At 47.3% G+C, this 15502-nt stretch carries 13 protein-coding genes and 1 tRNA gene; 9 read left to right on the top strand and 5 right to left on the bottom strand.

From position 1 onward, the window contains the following. The first annotated feature begins 4 nt into the window (after window positions 1-4). The 6 genes from def (at window position 5) to rplT (ending at window position 6171) form a co-directional block, all read left to right on the top strand. Window positions 5-547: a peptide deformylase gene (gene def / locus QZ327_RS07050; RefSeq protein WP_294618326.1), complete on the top strand. Its 543-nt coding sequence runs from the start codon at window positions 5-7 to the stop codon at window positions 545-547. Window positions 548-667: 120 nt separating this feature from the next. Next, on the top strand, window positions 668-2716 hold the full coding sequence (locus QZ327_RS07045; RefSeq protein ID WP_294618276.1) for a tetratricopeptide repeat protein: 2049 nt from the start codon (window positions 668-670) through the stop codon (window positions 2714-2716). Between the two features lie 80 nt (window positions 2717-2796). Next, window positions 2797-4737: a threonine--tRNA ligase gene (gene thrS / locus QZ327_RS07040; protein WP_294618275.1), complete on the top strand. Its 1941-nt coding sequence runs from the start codon at window positions 2797-2799 to the stop codon at window positions 4735-4737. Window positions 4738-4855: 118 nt separating this feature from the next. Beyond that, window positions 4856-5455 carry a translation initiation factor IF-3 gene (gene infC, locus QZ327_RS07035; protein ID WP_294618273.1) on the top strand — a complete coding sequence of 200 codons (600 nt, stop codon included), beginning with the start codon at window positions 4856-4858 and terminating at the stop codon, window positions 5453-5455. 66 nt (window positions 5456-5521) lie between these two features. Beyond that, the gene (gene rpmI, locus QZ327_RS07030) at window positions 5522-5719 is read left to right on the top strand and encodes a 50S ribosomal protein L35 (RefSeq protein ID WP_294618272.1); all 198 of its coding nucleotides are present in this window, start codon (window positions 5522-5524) and stop codon (window positions 5717-5719) included. 101 nt (window positions 5720-5820) lie between these two features. Beyond that, complete coding sequence (gene rplT, locus QZ327_RS07025; RefSeq protein WP_004289896.1) at window positions 5821-6171, top strand: 50S ribosomal protein L20; 351 nt, start codon at window positions 5821-5823, stop codon at window positions 6169-6171. A 757-nt stretch (window positions 6172-6928) separates the two neighbouring features. On the opposite strand, the gene QZ327_RS07020 is transcribed toward rplT, so the two are convergent. From QZ327_RS07020 to mltG, 4 genes are all read right to left on the bottom strand, one after another. Then, window positions 6929-8236, bottom strand: a complete 1308-nt coding sequence (locus QZ327_RS07020) for a phenylacetate--CoA ligase family protein (protein ID WP_294618270.1) — start codon at window positions 8234-8236, stop codon at window positions 6929-6931. Window positions 8237-8254: 18 nt separating this feature from the next. Beyond that, on the bottom strand, window positions 8255-8836 hold the full coding sequence (locus QZ327_RS07015) for an indolepyruvate oxidoreductase subunit beta (RefSeq protein WP_294618269.1): 582 nt from the start codon (window positions 8834-8836) through the stop codon (window positions 8255-8257). A gap of 4 nt (window positions 8837-8840) precedes the next feature. Further along, window positions 8841-10433, bottom strand: coding sequence for a thiamine pyrophosphate-dependent enzyme (locus QZ327_RS07010; protein ID WP_294618268.1), 1593 nt, complete (start codon window positions 10431-10433; stop codon window positions 8841-8843). Window positions 10434-10511: 78 nt separating this feature from the next. After that, window positions 10512-11549 carry an endolytic transglycosylase MltG gene (mltG, locus tag QZ327_RS07005; RefSeq protein ID WP_294618267.1) on the bottom strand — a complete coding sequence of 346 codons (1038 nt, stop codon included), beginning with the start codon at window positions 11547-11549 and terminating at the stop codon, window positions 10512-10514. A 290-nt stretch (window positions 11550-11839) separates the two neighbouring features. Between mltG and QZ327_RS07000 the strand changes: the two genes are divergently transcribed. Next, on the top strand, window positions 11840-12100 hold the full coding sequence (locus QZ327_RS07000; protein ID WP_294618266.1) for a type II toxin-antitoxin system HicA family toxin: 261 nt from the start codon (window positions 11840-11842) through the stop codon (window positions 12098-12100). An 11-nt stretch (window positions 12101-12111) separates the two neighbouring features. Beyond that, window positions 12112-12453: a type II toxin-antitoxin system HicB family antitoxin gene (locus tag QZ327_RS06995; protein ID WP_294618265.1), complete on the top strand. Its 342-nt coding sequence runs from the start codon at window positions 12112-12114 to the stop codon at window positions 12451-12453. 122 nt (window positions 12454-12575) lie between these two features. Here the strand turns inward: QZ327_RS06995 and QZ327_RS06990 are convergent. Beyond that, window positions 12576-12648 (bottom strand) — tRNA-Thr (locus QZ327_RS06990). Between the two features lie 322 nt (window positions 12649-12970). Between QZ327_RS06990 and QZ327_RS06985 the strand changes: the two genes are divergently transcribed. Further along, complete coding sequence (locus QZ327_RS06985; RefSeq protein WP_294618263.1) at window positions 12971-15499, top strand: SLBB domain-containing protein; 2529 nt, start codon at window positions 12971-12973, stop codon at window positions 15497-15499. Window positions 15500-15502: the final 3 nt, after the last annotated feature.

Genomic DNA, 15502 nt, shown 5'->3' with positions numbered 1-15502 from the left:
ACCTATTTATGTATACGGCCAGCCCGTGTTGAGAAAAGTGGCGGAGGATATCACTCCCGATTATCCGAATCTGAAAGAACTGGTTCAGAATATGTTCGAGACAATGGATCATGCCGATGGCGTGGGACTTGCAGCGCCGCAGATCGGTTTGCCGATTCGTGTCGTTGTGGTAGATTTGGATGTGTTGTCGGAAGATTATCCCGAATATAAAGATTTTCGCAAAGTATACATCAATGCGCATATTCTGGAAGTGTCGGGCGAAGAGGTGTCTATGGAAGAAGGCTGCCTGAGCCTGCCGGGCATTCATGAGGCAGTAAAGAGAGGCAACAAGATACATGTGAAATATTTGGATGAAGACTTGGTGGAACACGACGAGGTGGTGGAAGGTTATCTGGCACGCGTCATGCAGCACGAGTTCGACCATCTGGAAGGTAAGATGTTCATCGACCACCTGTCGCCCCTGCGCAAGCAGATGATAAAGGGAAAACTGAATGCTATGCTGAAAGGGAAGGCGCGCTGTTCCTATAAGGTGAAAACCGTCAAGTAAGCAAACCATATAATAAGGTATAAAAGGCTCAAAAAATATAAAAAGTCTTCGGCATATCCTGATATGTAAATGAATAAACGTTACTTTTGTTTTGTTTACAAGCATTTATAAGAAGAGAATATGGTAAAAAAAATATGGCTGGCAATGCTGTTATTGCCCACGTTGTTATACGCGCAAATCAATACGGAACGGGTGATGACAATTGCCCGGAACGCATTGTATTTCGAAGACTACGTGCTTTCTATCCAATATTTCAATCAGGTAATCAATGCGAAGCCCTATTTGTACGAGCCTTATTTCTTCCGTGCGCTGGCAAAGATTAATCTGGATGATTTTCAGGGGGCGGAAGCGGACTGCGATTTGGCAATCCAACGCAATCCCTTTGTCGTAGGCGCATATCAGGTAAGAGGTCTGGCACGCATCCGCCAGGATAAGTTCGATGACGCGATAGAGGATTACAGGACTGCCTTGAAGTATGATCCTGAGAACGTGGTAATCTGGCATAATCTCTCCCTTTGCCACATGCAGAAAGAGGATTTCAATGCCGCCGAAGAGGACTTGGGCAAGTTGCTCACCATAGCTCCCCGCTATACGCGGGCATACCTGATGCGCGGTGAGGTCAGCCTTAAGCAGAACGATACGATACAAGCCTTGAAGGATTTCGATAAGGCAATCGGCATGGACCGTTACGACCCGGACGGTTGGGCGGCACGTGCCATTGTCCGTCTCCAGCAGTCCCGTTACAAGGAGGCAGAAAACGACCTGGACCAGGCGATACACCTGAGTGCGCGCAATGCGGGCAACTATATCAACCGTGCTTTGGCGCGTTTCCATCAAAACAATCTCAGGGGTGCGATGAGCGACTATGACTTGGCGTTGGATATTGACCCCAACAATTTCCTCGGACACTATAACCGTGGTTTGCTGCGTGCGCAGGTAGGTGATGATAACCGTGCGATAGAAGACTTCGACTTTGTGTTGAAGATAGAGCCGGACAACATGATGGCTATCTTCAACCGTGCCTTGCTGCGTGCGCAGACAGGCGATTACCGGGGGGCTATCAGCGATTATTCCAAGGTGATAGCCGAGTATCCCAATTTCATGACGGGCTACTATCACCGCGCCGAAGCCCGTAAGAAGCTGGGCGACCGTAAAGGAGCCGAACAGGACGAGTTCAAACTCATGAAGATGCAGCTCGACAAGCGCAATGGCGTGGCTGCCGGAAGCAATTCCGGACAGGATGTGGCGGACAACGCGGACGACGGTTCCGGACAGGACAACGGCAAGACCCGTAAGAAGTCCGATAAGAACATGGAGAATTATCGCAAGATTGTGATTGCGGATGATTCGGAAACCGGTCAGCACTACAAGAGTGACTATCGCGGGCGTGTACAGGATCGGAACGTAGTTATCAAACTCGAACCTATGTATGCGCTGACCTATTATGAGAAGTTGAGCGATGTGAAACGGATGGTGCATTACCATAAATACATCGATGAACTTAACCACGCGAAGGTGTTCCCGAAACCGTTGTGCATCACCAATATGGAGTCTCCGTTGACGGAAGAACAGGTGCGTTTCCACTTCGCGTTGGTCGATGCCCATACATCGGACATCGTGGCAGACGGCAAGAATGCCAAGAAACGGTTTGTGCGCGGATTGGATTTCTACCTGGTACAGGATTTCGCAAGTTCCATAGACGACTTCACGCAGAGTATCCTGCTGGATGACACCTTCTTTCCGGCATATTTCATGCGTGCTTTGGTGCGCTGCAAGCAGTTGGAGTATGAGAAAGCGGAAGCCGGCATGGGCGGGGGAACGACTTCCGGCGGCACGCAGGAAGCAAGGCCGGCGGAAGTGACGGCTTTGGATTACGACATTGTGAAGAATGATTTGGACCATGTCATCCGACTGGCTCCCGACTTTGTGTACGGCTATTACAATCGCGGCAATGTATTGTCTACGCTGAAAGACTACCGGGCGGCATTGGCGGACTACGATAAGGCGATAGGGCTGAATCCCGATTTTGCCGAAGCCTACTTCAACCGTGGGCTGACGCACATCTTCCTGGGCAATAACAGGCAGGGAATTTCGGATTTGAGCAAGGCGGGCGAGTTGGGTATCGTTTCTGCATACAATATAATTAAGCGATTTACGAATACACGGTAATAACATTTTTGCTAAAAAGTAGAATATCAATAAAGAATTAACTATTTTTGCGTTCTCAAAATTGAACTATACATAGCATTATGATAAAGATTACATTTCCAGACGGCTCCGTTCGCGAATACAACGAGGGAGTAACAGGGCTGCAGATAGCAGAAAGCATTAGTTCACGTTTGGCACAAGATGTACTGGCTTGTGGCGTGAACGGAGAAATTTATGATTTGGGGCGTCCTATCAATGAAGACGCTGAGGTGGTTCTCTATAAATGGGAAGACGAACAAGGTAAGCATGCCTTCTGGCATACCAGCGCCCACTTGTTGGCGGAAGCCCTGCAAGAATTGTATCCGGGTATCCAGTTCGGTATCGGTCCGGCTATCGAGAACGGTTTCTATTACGATGTAGACCCGGGAGAAACTCCCATTAAGGAAGCCGACCTGCCTGTTATCGAAAAGAAAATGGCGGAACTGGTGGCTAAGAAAGAGGCGGTTGTCCGACAAGACATTGCAAAAGCGGATGCCTTGAAGATGTTCGGTGACCGTGGAGAAACTTACAAATGCGAGTTGATTTCCGAATTGGAAGACGGCCGTATCACTACATATACGCAAGGTGCATTTACCGATTTGTGCCGTGGTCCTCACTTGATGAACACAGCTCCTATCAAGGCTATCAAGCTGACTTCCGTTGCCGGCGCTTACTGGCGCGGACAGGAAGACCGTAAGATGATGACACGTATCTACGGTATCTCCTTCCCGAAGAAGAAAATGCTGGATGAATATCTCGTGTTGCTGGAAGAGGCCAAGAAGCGCGATCATCGCAAAATCGGTAAGGAAATGGACTTGTTCATGTTCTCCGATACGGTAGGCAAGGGGCTTCCGATGTGGTTGCCGAAAGGTGCCGCATTGCGTATCCGCCTGCAAGAATTCCTGCGCCGCATTCAGGCACGCTATGATTACCAGGAGGTAATGTGTCCGCCTATCGGCAACAAATTGCTGTACATCACTTCCGGACACTATGCCAAATATGGTAAAGACTCGTTCCAGCCTATCCATACACCGGAAGAAGGAGAGGAATACTTCCTCAAACCGATGAACTGTCCGCATCACTGTATGATTTACAAGAACTCTCCCCGTTCTTATAAAGACCTGCCTTTGCGTTTGGCCGAATTCGGAACGGTTTGCCGTTACGAACAGAGCGGCGAGCTTCACGGCTTGACCCGTGTGCGCAGCTTTACGCAAGACGATGCGCACATCTTCTGCCGTCCCGACCAGGTGAAGGATGAATTCCTGCGCGTAATGGATATTATTTCAATCGTGTTCCAATCCATGCACTTCGAGAACTTCGAGGCACAGATTTCCTTGCGTGACAAGGTGAACCGCGAAAAGTATATCGGCAGCGATGAAAATTGGGAGAAAGCGGAACAGGCGATTATAGAAGCTTGCGAAGAAAAGGGTCTGAAAGCCAGAGTGGAATATGGCGAAGCCGCATTCTACGGTCCTAAGCTGGACTTTATGGTGAAAGACGCTATCGGCCGTCGTTGGCAGTTGGGTACTATTCAGGTGGATTATAACCTGCCCGAACGTTTCCAATTGGAATATACGGGTGCCGACAACCAGAAGCATCGTCCGGTAATGGTTCACCGTGCGCCGTTCGGTTCCATGGAGCGTTTTGTAGCCGTGCTTATCGAACATACCGCCGGTAAGTTCCCGTTGTGGCTCACTCCGGACCAAGTGGCTATCCTGCCCATCAGCGAGAAGTTCAACGACTATGCCAATGAGGTGAAAGACTACTTGAAGAGATACGATGTCCGTGCCATTGTGGACGAACGTAACGAAAAAATCGGACGTAAGATTCGCGACAACGAAATGAAACGTATCCCGTATATGCTGATTGTCGGCGAAAAAGAGGCAGAAAATAGGGAAGTTTCTGTCCGTAAACAAGGTGAAGGCGATCAAGGAACCATGAAATTTGAAGATTTTGCGAAAAAAGTGAACGAAGAAGTTCAAAATATGATAAATAAGTGGTAAATTTGCGCCCAATTGTAAAAGCATAGCATACATACGATGTTCTAAAGACTGCTTTTACGTAACAAAAAATAATTTGGTAGTAATAAACAAGAAACAAACTGGAAGTAAACGTTATTTAATGAAAAATGACAGCTTAAAAGGGCAACATCGGATTAATGAGCAGATCCGTGCCAAAGAAGTCCGCATTGTGGGCGATGAAGTGGAACCTAAAGTATATCCGATAGCTCAGGCATTGAAGATGGCCGAGGAAATGGAAGCAGATCTCGTGGAGATTTCTCCGAATGCACAACCCCCTGTTTGTCGTATTATTGATTACTCTAAATTTCTTTATCAGTTAAAGAAGCGTCAGAAAGAACAAAAGGCAAAGCAGGTAAAGGTAAACGTGAAGGAAATACGTTTTGGTCCTCAAACGGACGACCATGACTATAACTTCAAACTGAAGCATGCCAAAGGCTTTTTGGAAGATGGCGACAAGGTGAAGGCATACGTGTTCTTTAAAGGTCGTTCCATCTTATTCAAAGAACAAGGTGAGGTATTGCTGTTGCGTTTTGCCAATGATTTGGAAGACTATGCGAAGGTAGACCAGATGCCGGTTTTGGAAGGAAAGAGAATGATTATTCAACTTTCCCCGAAGAAAAGCGCAGCGCTGAAGAAGCCTGCTGCACCGAAATCGGCAGAAGCTCCGAAAACGGCTCCGGCCGAAGAAAGCGAAGACTAAAGAAATGAGTAACGCCGCAGGTATAGTGCGTTGCCATATAATTTAAATAATTTAAAAACAAGTAAGATGCCAAAGATGAAGACTAACTCCGGTTCTAAAAAGAGATTTACTCTTACCGGAACAGGTAAAATCAAAAGAAAGCACGCTTTTCACAGTCACATTCTGACTAAGAAAACGAAGAAGCAAAAGAGAAATCTGTGTCACTCTACAACCGTTGATATAACGAACATGAGCCAGGTTAAGGAACTCTTAGCTATGAAGTAATCAAAAGCGTACGAAGTATTATTAAAGTTATTAACCGAATGCATTAGCTTTAAGTCCGCTGCGTGAAGCATTGGCGCTAACATTCAAAAACAAGTAAAACTATGCCAAGATCAGTAAATCATGTTGCTTCTAAAGCAAGAAGAAAGAAAATTTTGAAATTGACCAGAGGTTACTTTGGTGCAAGAAAGAACGTTTGGACCGTTGCCAAGAATACTTGGGAAAAAGGTTTGACTTATGCGTTCCGTGACCGTAAGAATAAGAAAAGAAACTTCCGTGCTTTGTGGATTCAACGTATCAACGCTGCCGCACGTTTGGAGGGTATGTCTTATTCTAAACTGATGGGTGCTCTGCACAAAGCCGGTATCGAGATTAACCGTAAAGTTTTGGCTGATTTAGCGATGAATCATCCGGAAGCTTTCAAGGCTATTGTTGCTAAAGCAAAAGCTGCATAAGCTGAGTAAAAGAATAAACATGAAGGGGCGTGCCGAAACAGGAAACTGTTTCGGCACGCTTTTTTTGATGTAGAACGTTACGCGGCTAATGTGGGACATTGCAGATTTAATGTAGAACATTACGCGGCTGAAGTTGAGGTTTGCACGGATGAAAACAGCAGGATGTGGATTTTGCGGATTATCATCATTGATAATCAATGAATTTAACTTCATTCTATGTCTGTTTATGTGTCTGTGGCGGCTGTCGGGATGTTCTCGTCAATGGCGGGGAAGTGTGAAAATATGGGTTCAGGACAAACAATTTCCCTGTTTTTCTTGTTTCTTTCATAGAAACTCGCTACCTTTGAAGTAGAAAAAATAGCCGCATTGATTGGATCGGGAAACTCATCAATTTTTTATGAAATACCGAGACAAGCTTCAGTTCTCAATGGCGGGCCACGCCTTTCGGGGTAACTCTTGAGTCGGTGGATTACAAAGAGGACGAGCACTCAAATCATGTCATACGGAGTTTCATCACATCATCGATGCGGCTTCTTATAAGAGGGGAATGGTAATCTTTTTGATTGCCGTTCCTCTTTCTTTTTTGCGGCAGGTTGGACATTTGGACCGTTCTGCAGTTTCTTTTTTACGCTTTACAACTTCTTTTCCTGTTGTTCTGAAGGTTTTCCGGAATAGGACAGGACAGTCAGGGAGAAATATATTGCCGGTATGCTACGGTTCGCAGGATGTTGAGCCGTGCAGGCATCCCGGCAATATGTTATTTGTTGTTTCTCAGGTCTTTTACTCGGACCGCTTTCCCTTCGCTTTGTGGCAGGGAACCTTTCTTTACGAGCTTCACCTTGGGAGTGACGAGTATTTCATCTTTCAGTTGGCGGGAGATTGTTTTACGTATTTTCTCCAGTTCGATATAGTTGTCCGTAGACAAATCGCTGAGTTCTACTTCTACAATCATCTCATCCTGATTGTTGATGGTTTCCAACGTGATGAGGTAGTTGCTGCCCAGTTCGGGGAACTGTACCAGTACCTTTTCCACTTGCATGGGAAAGATGTTGACACCCTTGATGATGAACATATCGTCGCTACGGCCCTTGATGCGGTCTATACGCAGATGGGTACGCCCGCAAGGACACTGGCCGGGAAGTATGCGTGTGAGGTCGCGTGTGCGGTAGCGTATCAGCGGCATCATTTCGCGGTCGAGGGTGGTCAGAACCAGTTCTCCGATTTCACCGTCGGGAACAGGCTCTCCGGTTTCCGGATTGATGATTTCAACCAAGTAGCAATCCTCCCAAAAGTGCATGCCGTTTTGTTCGGTACACTCAAAGGCAACGCCGGGACCGTTCATTTCGGTCATTCCGAAACTGTTGTAAGCCTTGACGCCCAGCATCCGCTCAATCTTTTTGCGCTGTTCGTCCGTATGCGGTTCGGCGCCGATGACAAGCGTTTTCAGGGTGGTCGAAGCGGGGTCTATACCTTCTTCCTGAAATACTTCCGCCAGGCGTATGGCATAGCTGGGGATGGCGTGCAGGGCGGTGGTCTTGAAGTCTGTGATGAACTTGATTTGCCGCTTGCTGTTGCCGGCTGCTGCGGGTACGGTCAGCGCACCCAGGCGTTCGGCCCCATATTGGAATCCTAATCCGCCGGTGAACATGCCGTAGCCGGAACTGTTTTGAAAAACATCGGTCTTGCGTATGCCTACCGTGTACAGGCAACGTGCCACAAGGTTAGCCCAGGAGTTCAGGTCGTGTTGGGAATGGACGATGACGGTAGGCGTCCCCGTGGTTCCGCTGGATGAGTGGATGCGTACACCGTCCTCGCGCATATCGCCTGCTACAAGTCCGAAAGGATAGTTGGCACGCATGTCCGCTTTGGTGGTGAACGGGATTTTCCGGATGTCTTCTACCGATCGGATGCTGTCTGCCGTAATGCCGTGTTCCTGAAAAACCTGCTTGTAATAGGGAGAGTTTGCCGCAATGCCGATTGTCTTTTTAAGCCGCTGAAGTTGCAGTTCACGCAACTTCTCGCGCGGCATGGTCTCTATCTCTTCTTCCCAGTATTTGTCATTCATGGTTATTGGATTTTCGATTTACATCAGTTTTTCTGCAATTGCCTTGCCCGCAGCCAGCGCTTTGAGGTTCAGCTCTACGATGTCTTCGCCTTTTCGCCGGAAGATATCGCGTATGCTGTCCTGTACTTTCTCGTAGTCAATGCCGAGGAACGGAATGGTGGCTCCTAACAGCACGATGTTGGCAACTCGGGGAGAACCCGTTTCTTTTGCCACTTCGTTTACGTTCAGCACAATCTTGTGGGGAAGCTTGTCAAGTTCCGCCTTGAGCGCTTCTTCGGCAGGATAGTGTGGGATATTGATGAAAGGAGCCTCGTTGGTCACTAACCAGCCTTCAGGACTGAGGTAGGGGAGGTAGCGTAGCGCTTCCATCGGTTCCAGGGATATGATAAGGTCGCATTTGCCTGTGGGGATAAGGTCGGATGCGATGGGACGGTCGCTGATACGGAGGTTCGACTGCACGTCGCCACCCCGCTGGCTCATTCCGTGTACTTCGGCTTGTTTCATGTATAATCCGCCTTTCAGGGCTGCCTGCCCGATAACGGTGGCGATAGAGAGGATGCCTTGTCCGCCTACGCCGGAGAGTATAATGTCTTTTTTCATGGTTCTACTTGTTTCGTTTCTTACGTGCTAAGGTTTGGATACATTCTCTGCGCGGGATGATGACGGATACGCCGTGATGTTCGATTTCCTCACGGATTACCTGTTTCATCTCTTCGTAATTCTTTTTCAATGGAACAACGACGCGGATATGTTTCGGTGCCACGCCGATGCCTGCGCAGATGGCTTCGATGCGTCCTGTTCCGGCAGAGTCTTGCCCGCCGGTCATGGCAGTGGTTTCGTTGTCGGAAATGACGATGGTCACGTTGGCGTTCTCATTCACGCAGTCCAGCAGTCCTGTCATGCCGGAGTGGGTGAAGGTGGAGTCGCCGATAACGGCAACTGCGGGGTATACTCCGGCATCCGAAGCGCCCTTTGCCATTGTAATGGATGCTCCCATGTCTACGCAGGAGTTGATAGCGTTGAAAGGGGCATTGGCTCCCAATGTGTAGCAGCCGATGTCGCTGAATACTTTATGGGTGGGATACTCTTCGCGCAGAACTTCGGTCAGCACGGTGTACATGTCACGGTGTCCGCAACCCTCACACAAGGCGGGCGGGCGCATTTCTACCAGTGACGGAACTGCAAATTCGGCTTTGTTCTCTTTGTCCACGGCACGTGCCACACTGTCCGGGTTCAGTTCGCCGTCTTGCGACAGCGTGCCGTCCAGGCGTCCTTTAACCTTTACGCCGATGCCCAGGTAACCTTTCAGTTGTTTTTCGACAAAAGGCTGTCCGTCTTCCAGTACAAGTATCTCGTCGCAGGTCTCCACAAGTTGCATCAGTTGTTTTTTGGGAAGCGGGTACTGTCCGATTTTCAGTACCGGATATTCGCAGCCTTCGGGATAGTTCTCCATGAGGTAGTTATATCCGATGCCGCAAGCCACGATTCCGAGTCTCTTGTCAGGACCATCAATATACTTGTTATAGGGTGAATTTTCCGATGCCTTGATAAATTCATCCTGGCGTTGCAGCAGCTGTTTGTAGCGCTTGCGGGCGTTGCCGGGAAGCAGGATGAACTGACGCGGGTCGTCGCTGAAAGAAATTTCGTTCTGCGGCCGTTGCGCCTTGCGTTCCACGCCGGAGCGGGAGTGTGCCAGACGGGTAACCATGCGCATCAGTAGCGGTTCTCCGGTCTGTTCCGAAAAGGCAAATCCGTCATACACCATGTCGTACGCCTCTTGCTGGTTGCTCGGTTCGTACATCGGGATTAGTGCGAAGTCGCCGTAGAAACGGCTGTCTTGTTCGTTTTGAGACGAGTGCATGCTCGGGTCGTCGGCTGCAATGACGATTGTGCCGCCTTTAACGCCGGTAATGGCGGAGTTGATAAAGCAGTCGGCAGCCACATTCATGCCTACATGCTTCATGCAGACCAATGAACGTTTGCCTGCGAACGACATTCCTAACGCCGCTTCCATGGCAGTCTTTTCGTTGGAGCACCAACGGTGGTGGATGCCTTTTTCGGCGGTAATCGGCGCGGTCTGGATATATTCGGTAATCTCCGTCGAAGGAGTGCCCGGATAAGCGTATACACCGGAAAGCCCGGCGTCTAATGCGGCTTGTGCAATGGCTTCATCGCCAAGTAAGAGTTGCTTGCTCATTTTTTATTGTTTAAGTGTTAGTCACGGTTTTGATAAATAATCACAAATATAGCCTTTTGCTTTTATTTTATTATCATTTTAGTTGAAAATCTTTCTTTCGTTTAATGCTTGCCAATATTTTCTTGCATTTTTCATGTGGTCGGCATAGTTGGATGCAAAGTTGTGGGTGCCGGAAAAGTCTTCTTTGGCGCACATATAGATATAGTTGTGCCTGGCGTAGTTCAGCACTGCGTCCACTCCTATGGGAGAGGGGATGCGGATAGGTCCGGGCGGTAGTCCGGAGTTGCGGTAAGTGTTGTAAGGAGAATCTACGGCAAGGTGCGCATTGGTTATCCGGCGCAGTCCAAAGTCTTGCAGTGCAAACTTTATGGTAGGGTCGGCTTGCAATGGCATGCCGGTATGCAGACGGTTGATGTACAGACCTGCCACTAAGGGCTTTTCCTGATTGTTGTTGGTCTCTTCCTCGACGATGGAAGCAAGGGTGCACACTTCTTCCGGTGTCATGCCGATGGCTTTGGCCTTATCGAGCCGTTCCCGGTTCCAGAACTTCCGGTGTTCTTTCTGCATCCGTTTGAAGAAATCGTCCACGCTCATATTCCAGTACACCTGATAAGTTTCGGGGATGAAAAGGCAGGCGATTGTCTCTTTGTCGTATCCCAGCCGTTGCTGGAACTGCGGGTCGTTCATTGCTCCGGCTATTTCGGCGGAGTCAATCATCAGTTGCTTTCCTACGCTGCGTGCCAGTTTGTCCAAGGTGCGCACGCTTCCTATTGCCAGGTTCATGGGCTCCTGGTATCCTCGGTAGAAGCGGCTGAAGACGTGATAGGCATTCTCGCCGGGACGTATCGCGTAGCGTCCGGTATGGATATGAAGGGGATAATCGCGCCATTGCGCCAGCCATTTGAAACCGTTCAGGCTGTTGGGCTTGCCTTGCGCCTTTATCTTGTTATAGATGGAATCTGCCGTATCGTCACGGTCGACGTAGATGTAAACTTTTTTTTGTGGATGAAATTGGGGAGCGAACAAGTAGTAATACACAGTTCCTGCGCCTGTAATGCCTATGAGCAGAATAGCTGCCAGCACTCCGAGAAAGATTCTTTTTTTCTTCTTTTCCATATAATCTTGCTTGTTTTTGAATTGGGCAAAGTTAGCAAGATTTTGGAATAAAGAGGATGCTTCCGATGTTTTATTCGTGAGGTTTTCCACGGCTTTTTCATTTACAGGAGTTAGAGGAGTTAAAAGGAGTTATCAGCCTCCAAGTCGGCTTTAACTCTAAACGAAGCGATGCGAAGTGATAACTTCTCTAACTCCTGTAAATGAAAGCCGTGTACTTGACCGGAACTTTTCTCTATATTATTTTGTTTTGTAACTGAATTTAGTTACATTTGCGGAAAGAACAAACCAACATGGGTACAAAAGAAAAGCTGATAAACCGTTTTTGTAAACTTCCTAAAGACTTCACTTATGAAGAAACTATAAAATTGCTTTCTGCCTTTGGATATAATGAACATAATAAAGGTGCGACGTCCGGTTCTCGGGTGAGATTTAAAAACGAACAAACGGGACAATATATTGATATTCACAAACCGCATCCGGGTAGCATAATGAAAGCGTGGATGATGAAAACGATACATCAGCATTTGAAAAGTAATGGTTTAATTAAATAAGAGAATTGAATATGGACTATTTGGAATATAAAGGCTATAAAGGTTCTGTGGAATATAGCAAAGCTGATAATTGCCTTTTTGGAAAGGTTCTTGGAATGAGTAAGGATTTGATTCTTTATGAAGGGAATACTATTGACGAACTTCGTGCTGATTTTGAAGCTGGAATAGAAAGTTATCTTGCTGGCTGTTTGGCTGACGGCGTAGAACCTCGCAAACCATATAGCGGAACATTGAACATCCGTATTTCACCGGAAATTCACAGTCGGATTGCCGCACTTGCACAAGAAGCAGGTACAACAATTAATGGATATATCAGACTGGCTTTGGAGAAACAATTGCAATTGGCTCAGTAATCATTCTTTTGAAAACTTGTTTTAGGCGTGATTCTATTTGGTTTCATGCCTTTTTAATATCACTCTAATAAAAAAAGACCGATATTTTTTTAATATCAGTCTTTTTTTTACTCTTTGATAAGAGCCGCTAGCCAGACTTGAACTGGCGACCTACGCGTTACGAATGCGTTGCTCTACCAACTGAGCTATAGCGGCGGTTGCTTTTCTTTACGGGGTGCAAAGGTACATCTTTATTTGAATTTGCAAAAAGAAATCCCGTATTTTTTGGAATATTTCCGATAAATACCCTTACGGTGTTTGTGGAGCTATCTTTTTTTTGCATGCCCCACCTTAATATATAGGAAAATCACGCCTGTGTTGAAGCATGGAATTGAGAGCCCGTTTAAGCTTTGTTCAAAAAGTTTTTCTTCAGCTCCTTTTGAAGAAATAAATGTATATTATAAAAATAAAATATTACCTTTGTCCCCAATTAAAACATTACTAGATAACTAAAAAAGATTAATCAAAACTCTTACGTATGCGCAAATTTATACTATTGTGTTTGTTGGTGTTTACAGTATCAAGTGTAGTATTTGCCCAACAAATGACGGATGAACAGGTCGTTATGTATGTGCAAGAGGCTCAGAGTCAAGGAAAGACGCAACAGCAGATGTTGGTTGAATTGATGAAAAGAGGAGTCACGAAAGAACAACTTCAGAGAATACAGTCTAAATATTCAGGTAAATCGAACCAGAATAACGGTGCCGGAAAGGTGGGGGATACAAACTCTCGCATGCGTACGCAGAAAACTTATGAAAACAAGAACAAGAATATCTCCCAGGATGATTCCAATTTGAATGATATCGACTCTAAGAAGCAGAGCATCAAAGGGCTGAGGACAAAAGCCGGCCAACAGCGTAGCGGATATGAAATAAAATTGGATGACAGCAAACCGTTAGATTTCCTTTTCGTTGATAGCACGAAAGTCGATCCTACCCAGCAGATTTTCGGGCACAATATTTTCGAGAACGAATACCTGACGTTCGAACCTAATATAAATGTGGCGACACCCAGCAATTATCGCTTGGGCGCAGGCGATGAAGTTATTATTGATGTTTGGGGTGCTTCCCAGAAAACGATTCGCGAGATAATCTCGCCGGAAGGCACCGTGCAAATAGAAAACCTGGGTCCGGTTTATCTGGGTGGAAAGACCGTGAAAGAGGCAAACGACTATTTGAAGCGTGAATTTGCTAAAATATATGCCGGGGTTACGGGAGAAAGTCCCAATACTCAAATCAAGTTGACATTGGGTGAAATCCGTTCCATTCAGGTGAACATTATGGGTGAGGTTGCCGTGCCGGGCACGTATACGCTCTCTTCATTCGCTTCTGTCTTCCATGCCTTGTATTGGGCGGGTGGAGTAAACAAAATAGGTAGCCTTCGCAGTATAAAGGTGGTGCGCGACGGAAATACGGTCGCCGACCTGGATATCTATGACTTTATCATGGAAGGCAGGTTGAAGGGGGATATCCGCCTGCAAGACGGTGACGTGATTCTCGTCAATCCTTATCAGACTTTGGTCCGGATATTGGGCAAGGTGAAACGTCCTATGTATTACGAGATGAAACCTACGGAAACAATCGGCGCCCTGTTGAAATATGCCGGCGGTTTTACGGGTGACGCGTATAAGAAAGCCATCCGTCTTGTGCGTAAGAGCGGACGCGAACATCAGATTTTCAATATAGACGAAATGGATTATTCGGTATTCCGCTTGGAGGATGGCGATGTACTTACGGTAGACTCCGTGCTTAATCGTTTTGAAAACCTGGTGGAGGTTCGCGGTGCCGTTTATCGCGAGGGCTTGTATCAGTTGAGCGGAGAGGTGAATACCGTGAAGCAATTGATAAAGAAGGCGGAAGGTGTGCGTGGAGACGCTTTCCTGAACCGTGCCGTTATCAGCCGTGAATATGAAGACCTGACGCGTGAAATGATTTCGGTGGACTTGAAAGGGTTGCTGAACGGCGTTGTTGCGGATATTCCTTTGCAGAAGAACGATATATTGTTTATTCCCAGTATTCAGGATTTGAGGGAAGAGACTACGGTTGCCATCCACGGCGAGGTTGCCATTCCCGGCACTTACCTGTATGCGGACAAGATGACGGTGGAAGACCTGATTTTGCAGGCAGGCGGTCTGTTGGAGACTGCGGCTACCACCAGGGTTGAGGTTGCCCGCCGTGTAAAAGACCCCAGAAGCACTGTTTTCAGCGGAAAAATAGGCCAGAGTTTCTCTTTCGACCTGAAAGAAGGCTTTTTGGTGGGTGAGAACGGTGACTCTTTCCACCTCGAACCGTTTGACGAGGTGTATATCCGTAAAAGTCCGGCTTATCATCGCCAGCAGACTGTGACGGTGGCAGGGGAAGTCCTTTTCAGCGGAAGTTACGCATTGTCCAAGAAAAACGAACGTTTGAGCGACCTGATAACCAAGGCAGGGGGCATATCTTCGGATGCATACGCTAAGGGAGCCCGTTTGCTGCGTAAGATGAACGAAGAGGAAATCCGCCGCAAAGAGGATGTATTGCGTATGGCGCAAATGACTTCCGGGGGCGACTCTATCTCCGTGCAGAAGTTAGGTCTGTCCGATACTTATTCGGTCGGCATCAATTTGGAGAAGGCTTTGCAGAACCCGGGTTCGGATTATGACATGGTGTTGCGTGAGGGGGATATGCTCTATGTGCCCGAATACGTGAGCACAGTCAAGATAAGCGGTGCCGTGATGTATCCCAATACGGTTCTTTATAAGAAAGGGGAAAAGTGGAAATACTATGTCAATCAGGCAGGCGGATTCGGCAATGATGCCAGAAAACGCAGGGCTTATGTCGTACACATGAACGGTACAGTTTCCCGCTTGAAATCCGGCGGAGAGAAAGATATCGAACCGGGATGTGAGATTATTGTACCGAGCAGAGATCCCAAGAAGAGAATGAGTCCTGCCGAAATTATCGGTATGGGTACGTCTGCGGCTTCTTTGGCAACGATGATTGCCACTATGGTTAACCTTTTTAAGTAATCG

It is taken from the genome of uncultured Bacteroides sp., assembly GCF_910578895.1.
Classification (GTDB): domain Bacteria; phylum Bacteroidota; class Bacteroidia; order Bacteroidales; family Bacteroidaceae; genus Bacteroides.
This window is presented reverse-complemented; position numbering and strand designations above follow the sequence as displayed.

Bases quoted from the DNA above. Each gene is read 5' to 3' on its own strand.
- QZ327_RS07045 (WP_294618276.1), top strand. From the start codon at position 668: ATGGTAAAAAAAATATGGCTGGCAATGCTGTTATTGCCCACGTTGTTA.
- thrS (WP_294618275.1), top strand. From the start codon at position 2,797: ATGATAAAGATTACATTTCCAGACGGCTCCGTTCGCGAATACAACGAG.
- infC (WP_294618273.1), top strand. From the start codon at position 4,856: ATGAAAAATGACAGCTTAAAAGGGCAACATCGGATTAATGAGCAGATC.
- rpmI (WP_294618272.1), top strand. From the start codon at position 5,522: ATGCCAAAGATGAAGACTAACTCCGGTTCTAAAAAGAGATTTACTCTT.
- rplT (WP_004289896.1), top strand. From the start codon at position 5,821: ATGCCAAGATCAGTAAATCATGTTGCTTCTAAAGCAAGAAGAAAGAAA.
- QZ327_RS07020 (WP_294618270.1), bottom strand. From the start codon at position 8,236: ATGAATGACAAATACTGGGAAGAAGAGATAGAGACCATGCCGCGCGAG.
- QZ327_RS07015 (WP_294618269.1), bottom strand. From the start codon at position 8,836: ATGAAAAAAGACATTATACTCTCCGGCGTAGGCGGACAAGGCATCCTC.
- QZ327_RS07010 (WP_294618268.1), bottom strand. From the start codon at position 10,433: ATGAGCAAGCAACTCTTACTTGGCGATGAAGCCATTGCACAAGCCGCA.
- mltG (WP_294618267.1), bottom strand. From the start codon at position 11,549: ATGGAAAAGAAGAAAAAAAGAATCTTTCTCGGAGTGCTGGCAGCTATT.
- QZ327_RS07000 (WP_294618266.1), top strand. From the start codon at position 11,840: ATGGGTACAAAAGAAAAGCTGATAAACCGTTTTTGTAAACTTCCTAAA.
- QZ327_RS06995 (WP_294618265.1), top strand. From the start codon at position 12,112: ATGGACTATTTGGAATATAAAGGCTATAAAGGTTCTGTGGAATATAGC.
- QZ327_RS06985 (WP_294618263.1), top strand. From the start codon at position 12,971: ATGCGCAAATTTATACTATTGTGTTTGTTGGTGTTTACAGTATCAAGT.